Below are 21,070 nucleotides of genomic sequence, written 5' to 3' on the forward strand. Positions count from 1 at the left end.
CTTACCGTTAGACGTTAGAGGAATCGCAGCATGCAAGACATCCTGGATCAACTGGAGACAAAGCGCGAACAGGCCCGCCTGGGTGGCGGCCAAAAGCGCATAGATGCACAGCACAAGAAGGGCAAGCTCACGGCGCGCGAGCGCATCGAGCTGCTGCTGGACGACGGCACCTTCGAGGAATGGGACATGTTCGTCGAGCACCGCTGCACCGACTTCGGCATGGAAGACAGCAAGATCCCCGGCGACGGCGTGGTCACCGGCTACGGGATGATCAACGGCCGCCTGGTCTTCGTCTTCAGCCAGGACTTCACCGTCTTCGGCGGTGCGCTGTCCGAGACCCATGCCGAGAAGATCTGCAAGGTCATGGACCAGGCCATGAAGGTCGGCGCCCCCGTGATCGGCCTCAACGACTCGGGCGGCGCCCGCATCCAGGAAGGCGTGGCCTCGCTGGGCGGCTATGCCGACGTGTTCCAGAAGAACGTGCTGGCCAGCGGCGTGGTGCCGCAGATCTCCATGATCATGGGCCCCTGCGCGGGCGGCGCCGTGTACTCGCCGGCCATGACCGACTTCATCTTCATGGTCAAGGACAGCAGCTACATGTTCGTCACCGGCCCCGAAGTGGTGAAGACCGTGACGCACGAGGAGGTCACGGCCGAGGAACTGGGCGGCGCCATCACCCACACCACGCGCAGCGGCGTGGCCGACATGGCCTTCGACAACGACGTGGAGGCGCTGATGATGCTGCGCCGCCTCTACAACTACCTGCCGCTGAACAACCGCGAGAAGGCGCCCGTGCGCTACACCTCGGACCCCGTGGACCGCGCCGACAAGTCGCTGGATACCCTGGTGCCCGACAACGCCAACAAGCCCTACGACATGAAGGAGCTGATCCTCAAGACCGTGGACGACGGCGACTTCTTCGAGTTGCAGCCCGACTACGCCAAGAACATCCTCACGGGCTTTGCGCGCATGGACGGGCAGACCGTGGGCATCGTCGCCAACCAGCCCCTGGTGCTGGCCGGCTGCCTGGACATCAAGAGCTCCATCAAGGCCGCGCGCTTCGTGCGTTTCTGCGATGCCTTCAACATCCCCGTGGTCACCTTCGTGGACGTGCCCGGCTTCATGCCCGGCACCAGCCAGGAGTACGGCGGCATCATCAAGCACGGCGCCAAGCTGCTGTACGCCTATGCCGAGGCCACGGTGCCGAAAATCACCGTCATCACGCGCAAGGCCTACGGCGGCGCCTATGACGTGATGGCCTCCAAGCACCTGCGCGGCGACGTCAACCTGGCCTGGCCCCATGCCGAGATCGCCGTGATGGGTGCCAAGGGCGCCGTGGAGATCATCTTCCGCGAGGACAAGAACGACCCCGCCAAGCTGGCAGCGCGCGAGGCCGAGTACAAGGCCCGCTTCGCCAACCCCTTCGTGGCGGGCGCGCGCGGCTTCATCGACGATGTGATCCAGCCGCATGAGACGCGCAAGCGCATCTGCCGCTCGCTGCAGATGCTCAAGAACAAGCAGCTGGAAAATCCGTGGCGCAAGCATGGAAACATCCCCTTGTGAAGCACCCCCTGAGCGGCTCCGCCGCTTCCCCCTCTCTAACTTGCTTCGCGAGGGAGGGGGACGACACCCTCGGTGCGGGGCGGCCCTTCCTCGGTGTCCCTCGCGTTGGTCGCGCCGGTTACTGACAGTGCTGGCGAAGCGCAAAACAGGGACAGCGAAGCTGACGACAGCTCCGGTTCCCATGATTTAGTTCCAAGAATGGGCTAAGAAGATGTTCAAGAAGATCCTGATTGCCAACCGCGGCGAGATTGCCTGCCGCGTCATCGCCACCGCCCGCAAGATGGGCATACAGACCGTGGCGGTGTACTCCGATGCGGACCGCGAGGCACGCCACGTCAAGCTGGCCGACGAGGCCGTGCACATCGGGGCCGCTCCCAGCCGCGAGTCCTACCTGCAGGCCGACCGCATCATTGCCGCCTGCAAGCAGACCGGCGCGCAGGCCGTGCACCCGGGCTATGGCTTCCTGTCCGAGAACGAGGCCTTCGCCCGGCGCGTGGAGGAAGAGGGCATCGCCTTCATCGGCCCCAAGCACGCGGCCATCGCGGCCATGGGCGACAAGATCGCCTCCAAGAAGCTGGCCGACAAGGCGGGCGTGAGCACCATCCCCGGCTACAACGATCCCATCGCCGGCCCCGAGGCCGCCGTGGAAATCGCCAAGGGCATCGGCTACCCCGTGATGATCAAGGCCAGCGCCGGCGGCGGCGGCAAGGGCCTGCGCGTGGCCTACAACGACAAGGAAGCCTTCGAGGGCTTTGCCAGCTGCCAGAACGAGGCACGCAACAGCTTTGGCGACGACCGCATCTTCATCGAGAAGTTCGTGCAGGAGCCGCGCCACATCGAGATCCAGGTGCTGGGCGACGGCCACGGCAACGTGATCTACCTGAACGAGCGCGAATGCTCCATCCAGCGCCGGCACCAGAAGGTGATCGAAGAGGCGCCGTCCCCCTTCATCAGCGACGCCACGCGCCGCGCCATGGGAGAGCAGGCCGTGGCCCTGGCCAAGGCCGTGGGCTACCAGAGCGCGGGCACGGTGGAGTTCGTGGTGGGCAAGGACCAGGATTTCTACTTCCTGGAAATGAACACCCGCCTGCAGGTGGAGCATCCGGTGACCGAGTGCATCACCGGCCTGGATCTGGTCGAGCAGATGATCCGCGTGGCCGCTGGCGAGAAGCTGGCCATCGCTCAGGAAGACGTCAAGCGCGATGGCTGGGCCATCGAGTGCCGCATCAACGCCGAGGACCCGTTCCGCAACTTCCTGCCGTCCACCGGCCGCCTGGTGCGCTTTTCGCCGCCCGAGCAGACCATGTGGCAGGCCGACACCGGCCACCTGCACGGCGTGCGCGTGGATACGGGCGTGTATGAAGGCGGCGAAATCCCGATGTTCTACGACTCGATGATCGCCAAGCTCATCGTGCACGGCAGCGACCGCAACGACGCCATCGCCAAGATGCGCGAGGCGCTCAACGCCTTCGTGATCCGGGGCATCAGCTCCAACATCCCGTTCCAGGCCGCGCTGCTGGCCCATCCCAAGTTCAAGAGCGGCGAGTTCAACACCGGATTCATTGCCGAGCATTACGCCCACGGCTTCCACGCCGAGGATGTGCCGCACGGCGACCCCGACTTCCTGGTCGCCCTGGCAGGCCACATGAACCGCCGCTACCGCGCGCGCGCCGCCACCATCAGCGGCCAGATGCGCGGTCATGAGCTCAAGGTCTCGGCCGACTACTGCGTGGTCGTGCTGGGGGCCGATGGCAAGCACCAGTACCGCGAGGTGCAGGTTTCCGACTTCGACGCGGAAAGCCGCGCCAGCACCGTCACCGTGGACGGCAAGCCCTACACCTTCCGCAGCGAGACGCCGATGCGCGCCATGTGCGTGCAGGGCAGCTGCAACGGCAAGCCCTTCACGGCGCAGGTCGAGCGCGGCACGGCCAGGAACCCGCTGGCCCTGCGCGTCATCCACAACGGCACGCAGATCGACGCCCTGGTGCTGTCGCCGCGCGGCGGCGAACTGCACCGGCTCATGCCCTACAAGGCACCGCCGGACCTGTCCAGGTTCCTGCTGTCGCCCATGCCGGGCCTGCTGGTGGACGTGGCCGTGCAGCCGGGCCAGAAGGTGCAGGCCGGCGAAAAGCTGGCCGTGATCGAGGCCATGAAGATGGAAAACATCCTGTTCGCGTCGCAGGACGGTGTGGTCAGCAAGATCAGCGCCGGCAAGGGCGACTCGCTGGCCGTGGATGATGTGATCCTGGAATTCGAGTGATGTCCGCGTGATTCCTGCGCCGCAGGCGTCGACCAGAGAAAAGGCCGGGCAGCAGACCCGGCCTTTTCATTTCCACTGTCGCTTCAACTGCTTTGCCGCACCACCAGCTCATATCCCAGATCCAGGCTGTGCAATGGCAAGGCCTCGCCGCGCATCAATTGCAGCAGCATGCGCGCGCCTTCGGTTCCGATATGGCCGCGCGGCGTGCGGATGGTGGTCAGTGGCGGCACCATCTGGTCGCTGCCGGGCAGGTCGTTGAAGCCGGCGATGGCGATCTGCTGCGGCACGCGGATGCCGCGGCGCAGGGCTTCGAGCAGGGCGCCCTGGGCAATGTCATCGTTGCAGAAGAAGAGGGCATCGACGGATGGATCCAGCCGCAGGGCGGCGTCCAGCAGCTCGGCGCCCAGCGCCATCGAAGTGGGGCGGGGCCACAGCAGTTCCAGGGCCGGGTCGTGCAGGCCCGCGTCCTGCAGGGCCTGGCGGTAGCCAGAGGCGCGCTGCATCACGCGGGCATCGAGCTGGCCTGCGCAAAAGGCAATGCGCTTGTGCCCGCGCTCCATCAGATGCCGCGTGATGGCGGCTCCGGCTTCGGCCTGCGAAAACCCCACGCTGGGCGTGCCCGGCTCGCCGCCCAGCTCCATCAGGTGCACGCAGGGCACCTTGCTGGCCTGCACGAGTTCGCGCGCAGCGGGACTGCGGTCAAAGCCGGTGAGCAGCAGGCCGGCAGGGCGCATGGGCAGGTAAGTGCGCAGCAGTTGCTCCTCTTCGGCCCGGTCATAGTGGGTCACGCCGATCAGCGCGTGGTAGCCGGCGGCGAACAGCACCTTGTGCACAGACTCGATCAGGTCCACGAACAAGGTGTTGGACAGCATGGGCACCAGCACCAGCACCTGGGCACTTTTCTGGGAGGCCAAAGCGCGCGCGGCAGGGTCGGGCACGTAGCCCATGCGCGCGGCGGCGGCGCGGATTTTCTCGACCAGGGCCGGGTCCACGCGCCGCTCGCCGCGCAGGGCGCGTGAGACCGTCATGGGGCTGACGCCGGCCGCCTGTGCCACATCGCTGAGCGTGATGCGTCCGCTGGCCCGCGAGGAGCGGGCGCGGCCCGTGGCGGGCAGGGCCGGGTCGCAAGGATCGGCGCAGGACGATTCTGGAGATGCAGGCGGAATCTGGCGGGCCAAGGGAATGTCCTAGGTCGGTGGCGAGAGGGTTGGAGATTATGATAGCGCTATCCCAATCATTCGAAGGCCCGCAGTCCTGCGTGTAAACCCGGACGAAAGCCTCTGAAGCACACCGAAATCCAAGGCAGACCCTGGTCTGCCAATTTTTGCAAGAACATGGATAGCGCTATCCCAACAACAACCGACGCCACCGCCGCAGGCAGCCGCCCACGGGCGCTGGTCGTCATGGGCGTTTCCGGCTGCGGCAAGTCGAGCGTGGGGCAGGCCCTGGCCGATGCCCTGGGCTGGACCCTGCACGAGGGCGATGCCCACCATGCCGAGGAAAGCATCCGCAAGATGCAGGCTGGCATCCCCCTGACCGACGACGACCGCAGCGGCTGGCTGGACCGGCTGGCACGGCTGCTGGCCCAGGCCATGCCGGGGCAGGGCGTGGTGCTGACCTGCTCGGCCCTCAAGCGCAAGTACCGCGACCGCCTGCGTGCCGCCGGCCCGGCCGGCGCCGTGGGCTTCGTTTTTCTGGACCTGGACTACGGCACGGCGCTGCAGCGCGTGCAGGAGCGCGCCGGCCACTTCTTCTCGCCCGAGCTGGTGGCCAACCAGTTCGCCACGCTGGAAAGCCCGGCAGGCGAGCGCGCCGTGCTGTCCGTGGATGCCACGCTGCCGCTGGCCGACATCGTGCACCGCGCACAGGACTGGCTCGTCCATCCGGCGCCGCAGGCCGCCCCTCTCTCCCAGAACCCATAACGCCAGGAGACAAAAACCATGCAATCCGATTCCCCCGCAGTCCGGCCCAAGCCGCGCCTGCAGCACTTTGCCGAGGTGCTGATGGTGCTGGCCCTGGCCGGCATGGTCATTGCCGTGTTCGTCAACGTGGTGCTGCGCTATGTGTTTCACACCAGCATCGTTTCCTATGAGGAAATCTCGCGCCTGCTCTTCGTCTGGCTGGTGGCCATTGGGGCCATCGTGGCCGCTTTCGAGGGCAGCCACCTGGGCTTCGACCTTGTGACATCTCGCGTGGGCCCTGGCGCGCGCAAGGTGTTGTTCTGGGTGTCGCAGGCGCTGGTCCTGGTCTGCATGGGCCTGCTGCTGTGGGGCTCATGGGCCCAGGTGCAGGCCGGGCTGAACAGCTACAGCACGGTGCTGGGCTACCCGCTGGCCCTGGGCGCTGCGGCCACCCTGGTGCTGGCCGTGGGCCTGCTGATGGTGTCGCTGCGCGACCTGCGCCGCGGCGCGCCGGCAGAAAACCATGGCGAGACTTCGGTCGAGTAAGGAGCAGGCACCATGGTTGTGACCCTGATCTTTCTGGCCGTGCTGATCGGCGGCATGGTGATCGGCATGCCCATTGCCCAGGCGCTGGTGTTGACCGGCGTGGCGCTGATGTGGCATCTGGACTTCTTCGACTCGCAGCTGCTTGCGCAGAACCTGCAGGCCGGCTTCGACAACTTCCCGCTGCTGGCCGTGCCCTTCTTCATCCTGGCGGGTGAGCTGATGAACGCGGGTGGCCTGTCGCGCCGCATCATCGACCTGGCGCGCGCCTATGTGGGCCATATCCGTGGCGGCCTGGGCTACGTGGCCATTGGCGCCGCCGTGCTGCTGGCCTCGATGAGCGGCTCGGCCATTGCCGACACCGCCGCCCTGGCCACCATCTTGCTGCCCATGATGCGCGAGCAAAAGTACCCCGACAGCTACAGCGCGGGCCTGCTGGCCTCGGGCGGCATCATTGCGCCCATCATTCCGCCGTCCATGCCCTTCGTGATCTACGGCGTGACGACCAACACCTCGATCAGCAAGCTGTTCCTGTCGGGCGTGGTGCCGGGCCTGATCATGGGCGTCTTCCTGATCTTTGCCTGGTGGTCCATCGCCCGCAAGTTCGACCTGTCGCGCGGCGAACGCATGGCCTGGGGCCCGCGTCTGAAGGCACTGGCCAAGAGCTTCTGGGCCATGATGATGCCGGTCATCATCCTGGGCGGCCTCAAGGGCGGCGTGTTCACGCCCACCGAGGCGGCCGTGGTCGCAGCCGTCTACGCGCTGTTCGTGTCCATGGTGATCTACCGCGAGATGACATGGAGCCGTCTGTACGCCGTGTTCCTGGCCGCCGCCAAGACCACGGCCGTGGTCATGCTGCTGTGTGGCGCCGCCACGGTGACGGCCTACATGATCACCCTGGCCGACCTGCCCAACATGCTGGCCGACAGCTTCTCCGGCCTGCTGGGCAACCCCATGCTGTTCATGGCCACGATGATGCTGTTCCTGCTGGTGGTGGGCACGGCCATGGACCTGACGCCGACCATCCTGATCTTCGGCCCCGTGTGCGCGCCGCTGGCCGTCAAGGCGGGCATCGACCCCATCTACTTCGGCTTCATGTTCATCTACGTGGGCTGCATCGGCCTGATCACGCCGCCCGTGGGAACGGTGCAGAACGTGATTGCCGGCGTGGGCCGGCTGCGCATGGAGACCGTGATCAAGGGCACGAACCCATTCCTGATGGTCTATGTGCTACTTGCCGTGCTTTTCGTGATTTTTCCGCAAATCATCCTGGCCCCTCTGCGCTGGATGCACTGACCCCCCACTACAACCCAAGGAGATGAACATGCGTATTCCCTTTGCACTCGCCGGCCTGATGGCCGCCATCACCACGCTGGCCGCCACGGGCCAGGCCATGGCCCAGGACTTCAAGCCGCGCATCGTGCGCTTCGGCTACGGCCTGGTCGATGACTCCAACCAAGGCCGCGCGGCGCGCTTCTTTGCCAAGGAGGTCGAAAAGGCCACGGGCGGCAAGATGAAGGTGCGCGCCATCGGCAATGCCTCGCTGGGATCGGACACGCAGATGCAGCAGGCGCTGATCGGCGGTGCCCAGGAGATGATGGTCGGCTCCACCGCCACCCTGGTCGGCCTGTCGCCCGAGATGGCGGTCTGGGACACGCCGTTCCTGTTCAGCAGTACCAAGGAGGCCGACGCCGTGCTCGACGGCCCCGTGGGCGAGAAGGTCAAGGCCACGCTGGAGCCCAAGGGCATGGTGGGCCTGGTCTACTGGGAGAACGGTTTCCGCAACCTCACCAACAACAAGCGCCCCATCGCCAAGCTGGAAGACCTGGCCGACGTGAAGCTGCGCGTGATGCAGAACAACGTCTTCCTCGACAGCTTCAAGGCCCTGGGCGCCAACGCCGTGCCGCTGCCGTTCTCCGAACTGTTCACCGCGCTGGAAACCCGCGCCGTCGATGGCCAGGAAAACCCGTTCAACACCGTGCTGTCCAGCAAGTTCTACGAGGTGCAGAAGTACCTGACCATCTCCAACCACGTCTACAGCCCCTGGATCGTCACCGTCAGCAAGAAGTGGTGGGACACGCTGACACCGGCCGAGAAGAAGGTGCTGCAGGACGCCGCCGTCAAGAGCCGCGAGTTCGAGCGCAAGGACACGCGCGAGGAAGCGGCCAAGGCCCTGGCCGATATCAAGACCAAGGGCATGCAGGTCAACGAGCTGCCCGCCGCCGAGGTGGGACGCATGCGCGACAAGCTCGCCACGGTCAATGCCGGCATTGCCAAGACCGTGGGCCAGGGTACCTGGGATGAGGTACAGGCCGCCGTCAAGCAGGCGCGCGCAGTGAAGTAAGCTTCGATTCAGGGCCGGACGCACCTGGGAGGGATGCCCCGGCCGACATCCACCAAAAAGACAACGCGACACAGAGAAAACGCGCATCAGCGCATCCGCAGGACACCCCATGAGCACCATCCACCCCATCGTCGACCAGGTCACGCGCCGCATCCGCGAGCGCAGTGCCGAATCACGTGCCGCCTACCTGGAACAGGTGGACGCCATGGCCGCGCGCCCGCCCGGCGCGCAGTCCATGGGCTGTGCCAACGTGGCGCATGCCTTTGCGGGCATTCCAGGCGGCGACAGGATACGCATCGTCGAGGAGAAGGCGCCCAACGTCGCCATCGTCACCGCATACAACGACGTGCTGTCGGCCCACGCACCGCTGGCCCGCTATCCCGATATCCTCAAGGACGAGGCACGCAGGCTGGGCGCCACGGCGCAGGTCGCCGGCGGCGTACCCGCCATGTGCGACGGCGTGACCCAGGGCGCGCCCGGCATGGAGCTGAGCCTGTTCAGCCGCGATGCCATTGCCATGGGCACGGCCATCGCGCTCTCGCACGACGTATTCGACGCTGCGCTGATGCTGGGCATCTGCGACAAGATCGTGCCGGGCCTCTTGATCGGCGCCCTGCATTTCGGGCACCTGCCCACGGTCTTCGTGCCGGCCGGACCCATGACCTCGGGCCTGTCCAACGGCGACAAGGCCAAGGTGCGCGAACAGGCCGCGCAGGGCTTGGTCGGCCGCAAGGAGCTGCTGGCCGCCGAATCGGCTGCCTACCATGGCGAAGGCACATGCACCTTCTACGGCACAGCCAACAGCAACCAGATGCTGCTGGAGGCCATGGGCCTGCACGTGCCGGGCACGGCCTTCATCAACCCGGCCGACGGCGAGCGCGAACTGCTCACGCGCGAGGCCATGCGCAGCGTGCTGGCTATCACCAGGAACAAGCGCTTCGCCCCCATCGGCCGCGTGGTGGACGAGCGCTGCATCGTCAACGCCATGGTGGCCCTGCTGGCCACGGGCGGCTCCACCAACCACCTGATCCACTGGGTGGCGGTGGCGCGCGCTGCGGGCATCACCATCGACTGGAACGATTTTTCCGAGCTCTCGGGCGTGGTGCCGCTGCTGGCCCGCGTCTATCCCAATGGCAGCGCCGACGTGAACCAGTTCCAGGCCGCAGGCGGTCCGGGCTATGTGATCGGCCAGTTGCTCAAGGCCGGCCTCATGCATGGCGATGTGCTCACCGTGCGGCCCGATGGCCTGCAGGAGTTCGCGCGCATTCCGGCCGTGGACAACGGCCAGTTGGCCTGGCATGCGGCCGAAGTCTCCGGCGACCTGTCCGTGCTGCGCCCGGCCGATGCGCCCTTCAGCGCCACGGGCGGGCTCAAGCTGCTGTCCGGCAACCTGGGGCGCAGCGTGATCAAGGTCAGCGCCGTGCCCGAGGACCGCCATGTGGTCGAGGCGCCCGCACGCGTCTTCGACTCTCAGGAAGCGCTGCAGCAGGCCTTCAAGGCCGGCGAACTGGACCGCGATGTCATCTGCGTAGTGCGCTGGCAGGGGCCGCGCGCCAATGGCATGCCCGAGCTGCACAAGCTCACTCCGCCCCTGGCCGTGCTGCAGGGCAAGGGCTACAAGGTGGCCCTGGTCACGGACGGCCGCATGAGCGGCGCCTCGGGCAAGGTGCCTGCCGCCATCCACGTCTCGCCCGAGGCCTGCGTGGGCGGGCCGCTGGCGCGCCTGCGCGATGGCGACCTGGTGCGCCTGGACGCCGTGGCCGGCACCCTGGCCGTGCTGGTCGATGAATCCGAATGGCAGCAACGCCTGGTGGCCACCATGCCCCGGGCGCTGCGCCAAGCCAATGGCCGGGGTTTCGGCCGCGAACTGTTTGCCGGATTCCGGCGCCACGCGCTCAGCGCAGAAGAGGGAGCTTGCACATGGATCAACGACTGACGGCCTTGGAGCTCATGCAGGACGCGCCGGTCATCCCGGTCATCGTTCTCAACGACCTCGCGCATGCCGTTCCCATGGCCCAGGCCCTGGTCGCGGGCGGCATCCGCGTGCTGGAAGTCACGCTGCGCACGCCCCAGGGCCTGGCCAGCATCGAGGCCATTGCGCGCGCCGTGCCCGAGGCCATCGTCGGCGCCGGCACCGTGCGCAGCGCAGCCGATGCGCGCGCCTGTGCCCATGCCGGCGCGCGCTTTGCCGTGAGTCCCGGCTACACCAGCGCACTGGGCCAGGCCTGCCAGGACCTGCAGCTGTCGCTGCTGCCCGGCGTGGCCACCAGCGGCGAGATCATGGCGGCCCAGGACGACGGCTTCAACGAGCTGAAATTCTTCCCCGCCGTGCAGGCGGGCGGCACGGCCATGCTCAAGGCCTGGCAGGGTCCGTTCGGCGATGTGCGCTTTTGCCCCACGGGCGGCGTGTCGCCGGCCAATGCCCAGGAGTTCCTGGCCCTGAAGAATGTGGTCTGCGTGGGCGGCTCCTGGCTGGTGCCCACGGATGCGCTGGAGCAGGGCGACTGGAGCCGCATCACGGCGCTGGCCCGCGAGGCCAAGGCTCTGCGCAAAGCCTGACGAAAGGGCCGGTGGGACGCAGCGGGGCGCTGCGGCACAATCGTCGCCCTCCAGCCAGACGAGAAGCCAGACGAGAGGGCCGCCGCCATGATGAAGATCGACTCCACCACCGTGCAGCTCGTGCTGGCTATTGCCGAGGAGGGCAGCATCTCGCGCGCTGCCGACCGGCTGCAGCTGGCGGTGGCGGCGGCCTCGCGGCGGCTCAGTGATCTGGAGGCCCAGCTCGGCACGCGCCTGTTCAAGCGACAGCCCCATGGCGTGCAGGCCACCGAGCCCGGCCTCAAGCTGCTGGCCCATATCCGCCAGATCGGCAACCTGGTCGATCGCCTGGAGGGCGATGCCCAGGCCCTGGGCCGCGGCCGTGACGGCCGCATCATCATCGGCGCGCCCAAGTCGGCCATCCTGCAGTTCCTGGCCGCCGACATCGCGGCCACCCAGCGCCGCTATCCCCACATCACGCTGCAGGTGATGGAAGAAAACAGCCGCATCGTCCAGCAACTGCTGCGCGACAAGGTCATCGACATCGGCATCTTCGAGAAAACCAGCGGATTCGTGGACCTGCCGCGCGCCGACTACCGGCGCGACAGCCTGGTGCTGGTCTACAGCCGCAGGCATTTCAGCTTCGGCGACCAGCCCGTGGAGCTGGACCGGCTGCTGGAGTGCCGCATCGTCAGCCTGGGCCGGGGCTCGGCCATCCTGAATGCCCTGCGCCGTGCCCATCACAGCCGGGGCAGGGTGTTCCGCAATGATTTCACGGTCAGCGGCTTCGACACCATGCTGGCCCTGGTGCGCGAAGGCCTGGGCGTGGGCCTGATGCCGCCAGGCGTGCTGCGCAGCTTCCACCCCGGGCCGGAGCTGGGCTGTGCCGCGCTGGAAGGCGACTGGCACGAGCGCAGCTATGTGCTGTCCTTCATCGAAGGGCAGGCCCAGCAACAGGCATTGCACAACGTGGTGGCGGCGCTGCTGCATCCCGCCTCCGAGGCGAACTGAGAGCGTCACGGTTTCGCATATGGCGAAACCAGGCATGCGTTCCACAGGCTTGCGGCGAATCCGGCGCGCGGCGACAGTGGCTGCACAACAACGATGTGCAGGAGACAGACATGAGACGCCGCGACTTCATCGCGGCCGGCGCCGCCGCGCTGGCCGCTCCCTGGGCAGGGGCCTCGCCCCCGGGCTCCGACCTGCCCAAGGGCCCCGTCAAGATCCTGGTGGGCTGGGCGCCCGGTGGCGGCACCGATGTGTTCGCGCGCATCGTGGGCCAGAAATTGTCCGAGGTCTGGGGCCGGCCCGTGGTCGTGGAGAACAAGCCCGGCGCCACCGGCTCGCTGGCGGCCGAGTACTTCGCCAGGACGCGCTTCACCGAAGGCATCAACCTGCTGATGGCCCATGTGAACACCCATGCCATCTCGCCGCAGATCTTCAGGTCCATCACCTATGACCCGCTCAAGGACTACGCGCCCATCGCCCTCATCGGCGCCACGCCCCACATCCTGGTGACCAGCAGCAGGAACAGCCATGGCTCGGTGCAGGAGGTGGTGGAGCTGTGCCGCAAAAGCCCCGGCAAGATCAGCTTCGGCTCGTCGGGCACGGGCTCGGTACAGCACCTGGCGGCCGAAATGTTCAACATGGCGGCCGGCGTCAAGAGCATCCACGTGCCCTACAAGGGCTCCGGCCCCATGCAGACCGACCTCATCGGCGGCCAGATCGACTTCAGCTTCGACACCATGACGGCCGCCACCGCCCAGGTGCGCGCCGGAAAAATGCACGGCATCGCCCAGACCCGCGTGAACCGTGCCAAGGGATTCCCGGCCATGCCCACCATGGACGAGCAGGGCTTCAAGGGCTTCGATGCATCGAGCTGGTACGGCGTGGTGGGTCCGCGCGACATGTCCCGCGACCTGGCACTGCGCATCAATGCCGACATCAACCGCGTGCTGGCCATGCCCGACGTGGTCAGCCGCTTCGACGGATACGGCGTGGAGGACGGCGGCGGCTCCGTGGACAAGTTCGCGGCCTTCATGGCTGCCGAATACAAGAAGTGGGGCGACGTGGTGCGCGCCGCAAAAGTGACCGAAGAAAGCTGAGGACCCGGCATGAGCAATTCCCCATCCAACCCGCAACAACTGCCCCTGCAAGGCATACGCGTGCTTGACGTCAGCCAGGTCATGGCCGGGCCCTTTGCCTGCATGCTGCTGGCCGACCTGGGCGCCGATGTCATCAAGGTCGAGCCTCCGGGCACCGGCGACCAGACGCGCGGCGCCATGGGCTTCAAGATGAAGGGCCCGGACAGCATGGGCTTTCTGAACATGAACCGCAACAAGCGGTCGCTGACGCTGGACCTCAAGAGCGAGGAGGGGCGCGAGGCCTTCTACCAGCTGGCCGCGACGGCCGACGTCATCGTCGAGAACTACCGCCCCGGCGTTGTCCAGCGCCTGAAGATCGACTACGAAAGCATTCGCCGCATCAATCCGCGCATCGTCTATGTCAGCATCTCGGGCTTCGGCCAAAGCGGCCCCTGGGCCCAGCGGCCGGGGTTCGACCTCATGGCCCAGGCCATGTCGGGCGTGATGAGCGTCACCGGCTACAAGGGAGAGAAACCCGTCAAGGCCGGCGTGCCCGTGGCCGACATCGGTTGCGCACTGTTCGCCACCTACGGACTGCTGGCCGCCTACATCGGCGCGCAGAAAACTGGGCAGGGCCAGCACATAGACGCCTCGCTGTTCGACTCGGCCATGGCTTTCTCGATCTGGGACATGTCCGAATACTGGGGCACCGGCGTGCCGCCCTCGCCACTGGGTACCAGCAACAAGATGAGCGCCCCCTACCAGGCCGTGAAGGCGCGCGACGGCTACTTCGTCATGGGCGCCACCAACCAGAAACTCTGGTCCAGGCTGTGCGCGCTGATCGAGCGCCCCGATCTGCTCGAGCACCCCGACTATGCCACCGTGGCGCTGCGCCTGAAGCACCGCGAGGCACTGATAGGCGAGCTGGAAGCGGAATTCGCCCACCACGACAGCGCCGACTGGGTGGACCGCATGCTGGAGGCCGGAATTCCCGCCGGCCCGCTGCTCACCTATCCGCAAGCCTTCGAGGGCGAGCATGGCCGGCACCGCGGCATGTGCATGGAGATCGACCACCCCATCGAGGGCAAGGTCAAGAACATCGGCTTTCCCGTCAAGATGCTCGGCACCCCCCAGCAGGTGCGCCGCCATCCGCCCCTGCTGGGCGAGCACAACGCGGAAATCATGGCCGAACTCCGTGCCCTGAAGGCCGCCGTATGAGCACCGCCCTGCATGAAGCCGTGGCACTGACCGTTCACGCCGGGGGCGCGGCCGAGATCCTCATCGACCGCCCCGAACGCCGCAACGCCATGAGCATGCCCATGTACGAGGCCTTGCTCACGGCCCTGGAGCGCTGCCAGGCCGACCCGGCCATCCGCTGCGTGATGCTGCGCGGCGCGGGCGGCAAGTCCTTCATCGCCGGCACGGACATCAGCCATTTCCAAGACTTCCACCACGGCCAGCAGGGCGTTGCCTACGAAGCCTTCGTGGAGCGCGTGATCGACGCCTTGGAGCGCATCGCCGTGCCCACAATTGCCGTCATCGACGGCTGGGCCGTGGGCGGCGGCCTGGCCCTGGCCACGGCCTGCGACTTTCGCATCTGCAGCACCGGCTCGCGCTTCGGTGCGCCGATTGCCAAGACGCTATCCAACACGCTGTCGTCACGCAACATTGCCCGCCTGGTGGCCAGCCTGGGCGTGCCACGCGTCAAGCGCATGCTGCTGCTGGCGGACTACCTGTCAGCCGGGCAGGCCGAGGCCTGCGGGTTCGTGCATGCGGTGGTGCCGGCAGATCAATTGCAAGCCCAGGCACAGGCGCTGGCCGAGCAGCTCATGGCCTTGTCGGCAACCACCCAGTCAGCAGTCAAGGAAAGCCTGCGGCGCATCGTCGTGGAGCAGCGGCTGGATGATGAGGATCTGGTGTCTGCGGTGTATGGGAGTGGGGAGTTTCGGGCGGGGGTGGCGGGATTCAACAGGCAATGATTTGAGCCAGCCTTGCCAGAATCTGGCGCAATCCTACAAATTGCTTGGCTAAACTCCACAGCCTGGAAGGAGGCGGTGGCTGCATTCTTGGCCTGAAAGAAAAGGCCGGTTGCTGCGCGTAGCCGCCCCTCAGATCAACGCAGCCCGAGAAATCCCATGCAAATCAATAAATGCATTTCCGTCCTGCTGGCCAGCAGCTTCATCCTGCCGGTTCTGCCTGCGCATGCAGGCGAAGAGACGGTGCAGCTCATGTCCAACGGTCGTTATCAGACCTACAGCCTGCCCGACGACGCGCAGCAGGTCCAACTGGTCGAGACCTTGGCGGGCAACTGCAGCTACAACCAGAACTGGGGCTATGACCTGGGCCGCCGGGAGATGTGGGTCAAGGGTGGCTGCGGCGGGCGTTTCCGCATCCTGACCGGCTTGCCCCAGGGCGCGCAGGGCCAGGAAGGCGGAAGCGACAACACGGGCGCATGGATCGCCGGTGCCGCCGTGGCAGCCATTGCCGGCGCCGCCATTTTGGCGAACAAGCGCGACAAGGACCGCGAACGTGAACGCGACGAGCAATGGAACGATGACCACTATCCGGGCTACCCGGGCCATCAGCCCGGCTACCCGTCGTGGGGCGGACGGGAGGTGCGGGGCCAGAACGGCCTGTGCCTGGATGTGTCGGGCGGCCTGCGCCCGGGCAACGGCCTTATCGTGTACCACTGCAGCGGCGGTGAAAACCAGCGCTTCACGCTGACGCGTGATGGCGAGATGCGCGTGGGCGACCTGTGCCTGGACGTCGCCGACGGAAGCACGCGCAATGGCGCGCGCGTGATCGCCTGGCAATGCCGCAACCAGCCCAACCAGAAATGGGACTGGAGCCGTGGACAGATCCGCAGCCGCTTTGCCAACAAGTGCCTGGACATCGAAGGCGGCAATGCCCGGCCGGGCCAGCCCGTCATCGTGTGGTCCTGCGCCGGCGGCCCCAACCAGCGCTGGAACTGAGGACGCTTGTTGCACAAGCTCTCTGCCGCGCCCGGGCCAGTGCCCGGACGCAACGCCGTCGCGGGCATTCGGCGGCTGGGTCCCTTGCAGTGGCTGGGCCTGATCACTGGCGCCGTACTGCTGGGCGATGCCGTGGTGCTGATGGCGCGCGGCATGTTCAATCTGGGCGTGACGCTGCCAGCGGTGCTGGGCCTGCTGTTCATGGCCTGCAGCTTCTGGCGCCCGGCCATTGCGCGCAGGCTGCGCGCCAATGCTTGGCTGCGGCGCGCCTGGTGGTTGGGCTGGGCGGCGTTGGCGATGTGGCTGGCCAGCCTGCTGCTGTTCTGGGCGCATCTGCTGTCTGCTTCTTCCCGGCTGGCCTCTGACCAGCCGGTGCAGGCCATCGTGGTGCTGGGCAGCGCCACGCGTGAGGGACAACCGTCGCTGACGCTGGCCCAGCGGCTGGACCGCGCCGCCGAACTGGCTGCAAGCCAGCCCAAGGCGCTGGTGGTCACCAGCGGCGGCGTGGACTTTGGGGAAAGCGAGAGCGAGGGCGCCGTCATGGCGCGCTATCTGCAGCAACGCCACGGCATTGCGCCAGAACGCCTGCTGATGGAGCAGCGCAGTACCAGCACGGCGCTGAACCTGGCGTGGAGCCTGCCCCTGCTGCAGGAGCGCGGCGTGGCCCCGGACGCGTCGATTGCCATCGTCACCAGCGATTTCCACACGCTGCGCGCGGGCTGGATCGCCGAGCGCAGCGGCTACGGCCAGGCCTTCACCGTGGGCGCGCCCACGCCGGCGACGATCCGCGCCAACGCCTGGCTGCGCGAGTACTTTGCGGTGATCAGCGGATGGGTGCTGGGGGAGTTCTGAGCCGCTGTGCGATGGGCTGCGGCCTTGCGGATTGGCTCCACAATGTGATTCTTCATATATCAACAGGAGCGAGACAGTGGCAAGCGAACAGCGTCCTTTCCGGGTTCTGGGCATACAGCAGGTGGCCATCGGCGGCACCGACAAGCAGCGCATGAAGCGCCTGTGGGTGGACATGCTGGGGCTGACCCAGACCGGCACCTTCCAGAGCGAGCGCGAGAACGTGGACGAAGACATCCTGGCCATGGGCCAGGGCGCGCACAAGGTCGAGGTGGACATCATGCAGCCGCTGGACATCGACAGGAAGCCTGCCGTCCACACCACGCCGCTGAACCATATCGGCCTGTGGATCGACGACCTGCCGCTGGCCGTGCAGTGGCTGACGGAGCAGGGCGTGCGCTTTGCGCCCGGCGGCATTCGCAAGGGCGCGGCCGGCTACGACATCTGTTTTCTGCACCCCAAGAGCAATGACGAGTTCCCGATTGCCGGCGAGGGCGTGCTGATCGAGCTGGTGCAGGCGCCGGCCGAGGTGATCGCCGCGCTGGGCTGAGGCGCCTCAGGCAAAAGGCTGTACGCGCCGCTGGACATGTTCCAGCAGCCACAGCTTTTTTCTGGCGCGCGTCATGGCCACGTACAGGCGGTTGCGCTCCAGAAAGGCCAGCGCGTGCGGGGCCGTCGCCGGAAAGCGGCCGGGCTCCATGAAGGGCAGGGCGACGTGGTCGTACTCCTTGCCCTTGGCTTCCTCGATGGTGCTGAGATGGAAGTCGAATCCGCGCTCGGCCCGCACGGCACGCTCGAAGCGCGTGGCCATGGCCGCCACCTGGGCCAGCATGTCGGGCACGGCCATGCCCGCCACCGAATCCATGAAAGCCTTCACGCGCTGACGCAATGCCGCCGTCTGGGCCTGCGACAGGGCCACGCCAGCAAAAAGGCCCCAGACATCGGCCTGCTCCAGCAGGCTGCGTGCGTCTGACTGAAGCGCCAGAGGCAGTTGCAAGAAGCTGCCAAAGGCCTGGAAGTTGCGTTGCCCGCCCTGCAGGCTGGATTGGTTTCCCAGGAATCGCCAGATGATCTGCGGGTTGTGCAGCATCTCGCCCGCCATGCGCTGGGCCAGTGTGTGGCGGCTGGATGGATCGGCCATGTCACCGCCTGCCACGCTGCCCTTGCCGTAGAACAGCGCACCTTCCACGAAGGCGGCCAGGATCTCGCTGCCCAGAACGCTGGTCTCGGCCTTCCAGGACAGCGCCTGCATGCCATGTGCATAGCAAAGGCCCAGCAGCAGGGCAATCTCGCGCTGCAGGTAAAAACGCTTGAAGCCGTAGAAGCTGGCGGACTTGCCGGCGCGGTGGATGGCCCATTCCAGCGCGCAGGCGTCCTGCTCGTGGCGCAGGATCACGGTCAGCGAGGGATTGCGCGCGCTGCCAGAAGGCGGCTCGCCCGGCACAGCGGGTTCGGTGGCACGTGCCAGGCTGGCCTGGATCTGCAGCAGCTGGTCAATGCACTCGCTGTCGTCGGAGTGCTGCAACTGGTGCACGGTGCTGAAGCGCGTGGGCGCCGCTGTCAGGCCCACATTGAACAGCGCATTGACGGCCTTGGCCACTTGGGGGCCGAAGCGGCGCGACTGGGTCAGCGCCAGCGTGGCCGTGGCCTGGGGCAGGAAATCATCGAGCTGGTGGAGCTTGTCGCGGAACACGGACCAGGCCTGTGCCTCGATGTGCTGGTTGAAGTCGCCTGCACCCAGAAAGGCGCAGCCGCTGGTTCCGACCAGGGCGCGCAGCACCTGCAGCGAGGCAGGGTCCAGGTCATGCATCTCGTCGAACACCACCAGGTCGTAGCGCGGCAGGTTCAGCGCCTGGCCCTGCAGGGCGTCGCTGGCCAGTGCATGGCTGCAGTCGCCTTCGGCGTAGTACAGCGGGTCGCCGCAGTGATCGATGCGGCGGCGCTCGTACTCGAAGAACAGGCAGGCCAGGCGATAGTCGAGCAAATACTCCTCGCAGAAACTCGCCAGTCCCATGCCTTCCTCGGCCAGGCGCTGGGGCAGCAACGACTTCTTGGCGCCGAGGTTGAAGCCCCAGAAGGCGTCCAGATCCAGATCGCCGGGCTGCTCGAACAAAGGGTCGGGCTGCCAGGCCAGCCGCTCGCACAGCGCGGCATGTGCCTCGCGCACACGGGCCTGCAGTGCCACGCGGTCGGCCAGAAAGCGGGCCGCAGGGTCGCGGCGGCGGATCTGCTGGGCCGCCCAGCGCTCCACCGTGGTGATCTGTACCTGGGGCGGCACTTCGCGCACCAGTTGCTTGAGCCGGTGGTGAAAGGCCGCCACGCCGGAGCGCGAATACGCCAGCACCAGAATGCGCTGCGCCTGGCCGCTGCGGCAGGCCTGGACCACCTTGCAGGCCAGCGTCGTGGTCTTGCCCACTCCCGCCAGCGCAGCCACGATGGCCGAACGCCCCTCATGCGCCAGGATGGCCTGCTGCTCGCGCGAGAGCAGCAGCGGCTTGCCGTGATCGGTAGGAAATTCCAGGGAGCGCAGGGACATGTGAGGGAAATCTGAGCAAAAGCGGCGAAAGCAGAGGGAAGCGGTTCAGCCGCAGTCCGGCAGGGCTGAAAGCCGCCGTGGCGACGACGGCGGGCACCCATTGTGGTCGTTTTGGAGAGGCATCTGGCAGGTATTGGGAATCCGTTGCCGCGCCTGTCCACGCATCTTTTGAAGCGCTCATCGGACAATTGAGCGATGTTGACCGCCAATGGCCGCGTGCTTGCGGCAAGAAGAAGTCACCGAGAAGAACTTCTGCCAAAACATGCCCAACATCGCTCAAAAATAAGCGAAGTTCGCTTTTTTTGCAGGCCATGAAAACGGGGCAACTATTTTTGCCAAGGAGCCGGCTTTTTCATTCCCAAGGCTTTTTTTGCTCATCAGAATGAAAAGAGCAGACCCACAGAGGAGTTATTGATGACCGCCTGCAGCACCACCCCGACGACTTCCGCCACCTCCGCACAGCCTGCGGCCGGCAGCCCCCTGCAATGGCATGCACGCCCCTCCAAAAGCGACACGCTGCCGTTTGAAGGCGCCTGGAGCGTGCAGGCCATCCAGGAACTGCTGGACAAGCCCTTCATGGACCTGATGTTCCAGGCCCAGAGCGTGCACCGCGAGCACTGGCCTGCGGGCGATATCGAACTGGCCACGCTGCTGTCGGTCAAGACCGGAGGCTGCCCCGAGAACTGCGGCTACTGCCCGCAGGCGGCCGAGTTCGACACCGGCGTCAAGGCAGAAAAGCTCATGAGCGTGGACGAAGTCACGCGCGCCGCCCAGGCCGCCAAGGATGCCGGCGCCACGCGCTTTTGCATGGGCGCGGCCTGGCGCGCGCCCAAGGACCGCGACATCGAGAAGATGAACGAGCTGATCGGCGCCGTGAAGGGCCTGGGCATGCAGACCTGCGCCACGCTGGGCATGCTCCAGCCCCACCAGGCGCAGTCGCTGCGCGAAGCGGGCCTGGACTACTACAACCACAACCTGGACACCGCGCCCGAGTACTACCAGGACGTGGTCAGCACGCGCCAGTACCAGGATCGCCTGGACACGCTCAAGGCCGTGCGCGGCGCGGGCATCAGCGTGTGCTGCGGCGGCATCATCGGTATGGGCGAGGCGCCTGTGCACCGCGCGGGCCTGATCGCCCAGCTGGCCAATCTCAACCCCCATCCCGAATCCGTGCCCATCAACAGCCTGGTGCGCGTGCCCGGCACGCCGCTGGCGGACAGCGAGCCGGTCGATCCGCTGGACTTCGTGCGCGTGATCGCGGTGGCGCGCATCACCATGCCCACGGCGCGCGTACGCCTGTCGGCAGGCCGGCAGCAACTGGGCGACGCCGTGCAGGCCCTGTGCTTCATGGCCGGCGCCAATTCCATCTTCTACGGGGACAAGCTGCTGGTCACCGGTAACCCCGATGTGGAGGCCGACACCACGCTGCTGCGCAAGCTGGGCCTGAGCGGCACGCGGACCTCGGTACAGGAGTGAGCTT

At 66.7% G+C, this 21,070-nt stretch carries 18 protein-coding genes; 16 read left to right on the plus strand and 2 right to left on the minus strand.

Features of this window, described 5'->3' with window-relative positions; translation table 11 throughout:
- Positions 1–30: 30 nt before the first annotated feature.
- Together ACF8O7_RS21825 and ACF8O7_RS21830 are read left to right on the plus strand one after the other, a co-directional pair.
- Positions 31–1,563 (plus strand): acyl-CoA carboxylase subunit beta, encoded by a 1,533-nt coding sequence (locus ACF8O7_RS21825; RefSeq protein WP_016446053.1) that lies wholly within the window; start codon positions 31–33, stop codon positions 1,561–1,563.
- Between the two features lie 211 nt (positions 1,564–1,774).
- Entirely contained in the window at positions 1,775–3,823 is a 2,049-nt protein-coding gene (locus ACF8O7_RS21830) for an acetyl/propionyl/methylcrotonyl-CoA carboxylase subunit alpha (RefSeq protein ID WP_016446054.1), read from the plus strand.
- 83 nt (positions 3,824–3,906) lie between these two features.
- On the opposite strand, the gene ACF8O7_RS21835 is transcribed toward ACF8O7_RS21830, so the two are convergent.
- Positions 3,907–5,001, minus strand: coding sequence for a LacI family DNA-binding transcriptional regulator (locus ACF8O7_RS21835; RefSeq protein WP_046983925.1), 1,095 nt, complete (start codon positions 4,999–5,001; stop codon positions 3,907–3,909).
- Positions 5,002–5,157: 156 nt separating this feature from the next.
- Here ACF8O7_RS21835 and ACF8O7_RS21840 point away from each other — a divergent pair, with 156 nt between their 5' ends.
- From ACF8O7_RS21840 to ACF8O7_RS21900, 13 genes are all read left to right on the plus strand, one after another.
- Positions 5,158–5,745 (plus strand): gluconokinase, encoded by a 588-nt coding sequence (locus ACF8O7_RS21840; RefSeq protein WP_370690597.1) that lies wholly within the window; start codon positions 5,158–5,160, stop codon positions 5,743–5,745.
- A gap of 18 nt (positions 5,746–5,763) precedes the next feature.
- Positions 5,764–6,270, plus strand: coding sequence for a TRAP transporter small permease (locus tag ACF8O7_RS21845; RefSeq protein ID WP_392444271.1), 507 nt, complete (start codon positions 5,764–5,766; stop codon positions 6,268–6,270).
- 12 nt (positions 6,271–6,282) lie between these two features.
- Positions 6,283–7,563, plus strand: coding sequence for a TRAP transporter large permease (locus ACF8O7_RS21850; protein ID WP_016446058.1), 1,281 nt, complete (start codon positions 6,283–6,285; stop codon positions 7,561–7,563).
- A 28-nt stretch (positions 7,564–7,591) separates the two neighbouring features.
- Complete coding sequence (locus tag ACF8O7_RS21855) at positions 7,592–8,611, plus strand: TRAP transporter substrate-binding protein (RefSeq protein ID WP_016453430.1); 1,020 nt, start codon at positions 7,592–7,594, stop codon at positions 8,609–8,611.
- A gap of 109 nt (positions 8,612–8,720) precedes the next feature.
- Entirely contained in the window at positions 8,721–10,547 is a 1,827-nt protein-coding gene (edd, locus tag ACF8O7_RS21860; RefSeq protein WP_016453429.1) for a phosphogluconate dehydratase, read from the plus strand.
- Positions 10,532–11,170: a bifunctional 4-hydroxy-2-oxoglutarate aldolase/2-dehydro-3-deoxy-phosphogluconate aldolase gene (locus tag ACF8O7_RS21865; RefSeq protein ID WP_126312288.1), complete on the plus strand. Its 639-nt coding sequence runs from the start codon at positions 10,532–10,534 to the stop codon at positions 11,168–11,170. Before edd ends, ACF8O7_RS21865 begins: the two co-directional genes overlap by 16 nt.
- A gap of 87 nt (positions 11,171–11,257) precedes the next feature.
- Positions 11,258–12,160, plus strand: coding sequence for a LysR family transcriptional regulator (locus ACF8O7_RS21870; RefSeq protein WP_126312289.1), 903 nt, complete (start codon positions 11,258–11,260; stop codon positions 12,158–12,160).
- 110 nt (positions 12,161–12,270) lie between these two features.
- Complete coding sequence (locus ACF8O7_RS21875; RefSeq protein ID WP_126312290.1) at positions 12,271–13,254, plus strand: tripartite tricarboxylate transporter substrate binding protein; 984 nt, start codon at positions 12,271–12,273, stop codon at positions 13,252–13,254.
- A 9-nt stretch (positions 13,255–13,263) separates the two neighbouring features.
- Positions 13,264–14,451 carry a CaiB/BaiF CoA transferase family protein gene (locus ACF8O7_RS21880; protein ID WP_392444274.1) on the plus strand — a complete coding sequence of 396 codons (1,188 nt, stop codon included), beginning with the start codon at positions 13,264–13,266 and terminating at the stop codon, positions 14,449–14,451.
- Complete coding sequence (locus ACF8O7_RS21885) at positions 14,448–15,212, plus strand: enoyl-CoA hydratase (RefSeq protein WP_392444276.1); 765 nt, start codon at positions 14,448–14,450, stop codon at positions 15,210–15,212. The genes ACF8O7_RS21880 and ACF8O7_RS21885 overlap by 4 nt, the downstream gene beginning before the upstream one ends.
- Before the next feature lie 156 nt (positions 15,213–15,368).
- Positions 15,369–16,205 (plus strand): lectin, encoded by an 837-nt coding sequence (locus tag ACF8O7_RS21890; protein ID WP_034366965.1) that lies wholly within the window; start codon positions 15,369–15,371, stop codon positions 16,203–16,205.
- Between the two features lie 9 nt (positions 16,206–16,214).
- Complete coding sequence (locus ACF8O7_RS21895) at positions 16,215–17,057, plus strand: YdcF family protein (RefSeq protein WP_392444278.1); 843 nt, start codon at positions 16,215–16,217, stop codon at positions 17,055–17,057.
- A 76-nt stretch (positions 17,058–17,133) separates the two neighbouring features.
- The gene (locus ACF8O7_RS21900) at positions 17,134–17,604 is read left to right on the plus strand and encodes a VOC family protein (protein WP_026062485.1); all 471 of its coding nucleotides are present in this window, start codon (positions 17,134–17,136) and stop codon (positions 17,602–17,604) included.
- A gap of 6 nt (positions 17,605–17,610) precedes the next feature.
- Here the strand turns inward: ACF8O7_RS21900 and ACF8O7_RS21905 are convergent, their stop codons facing one another.
- On the minus strand, positions 17,611–19,590 hold the full coding sequence (locus ACF8O7_RS21905) for a UvrD-helicase domain-containing protein (protein WP_392444279.1): 1,980 nt from the start codon (positions 19,588–19,590) through the stop codon (positions 17,611–17,613).
- A gap of 414 nt (positions 19,591–20,004) precedes the next feature.
- On the opposite strand from ACF8O7_RS21905, the gene bioB reads away from it, so the two are divergent.
- Positions 20,005–21,066, plus strand: coding sequence for a biotin synthase BioB (gene bioB / locus ACF8O7_RS21910; protein ID WP_012205605.1), 1,062 nt, complete (start codon positions 20,005–20,007; stop codon positions 21,064–21,066).
- Positions 21,067–21,070: the final 4 nt, after the last annotated feature.

It is taken from the genome of Delftia sp. WSY_16 (assembly GCF_043104415.1).
Taxonomy (GTDB): Bacteria; Pseudomonadota; Gammaproteobacteria; order Burkholderiales; family Burkholderiaceae_C; genus Comamonas; species Comamonas tsuruhatensis.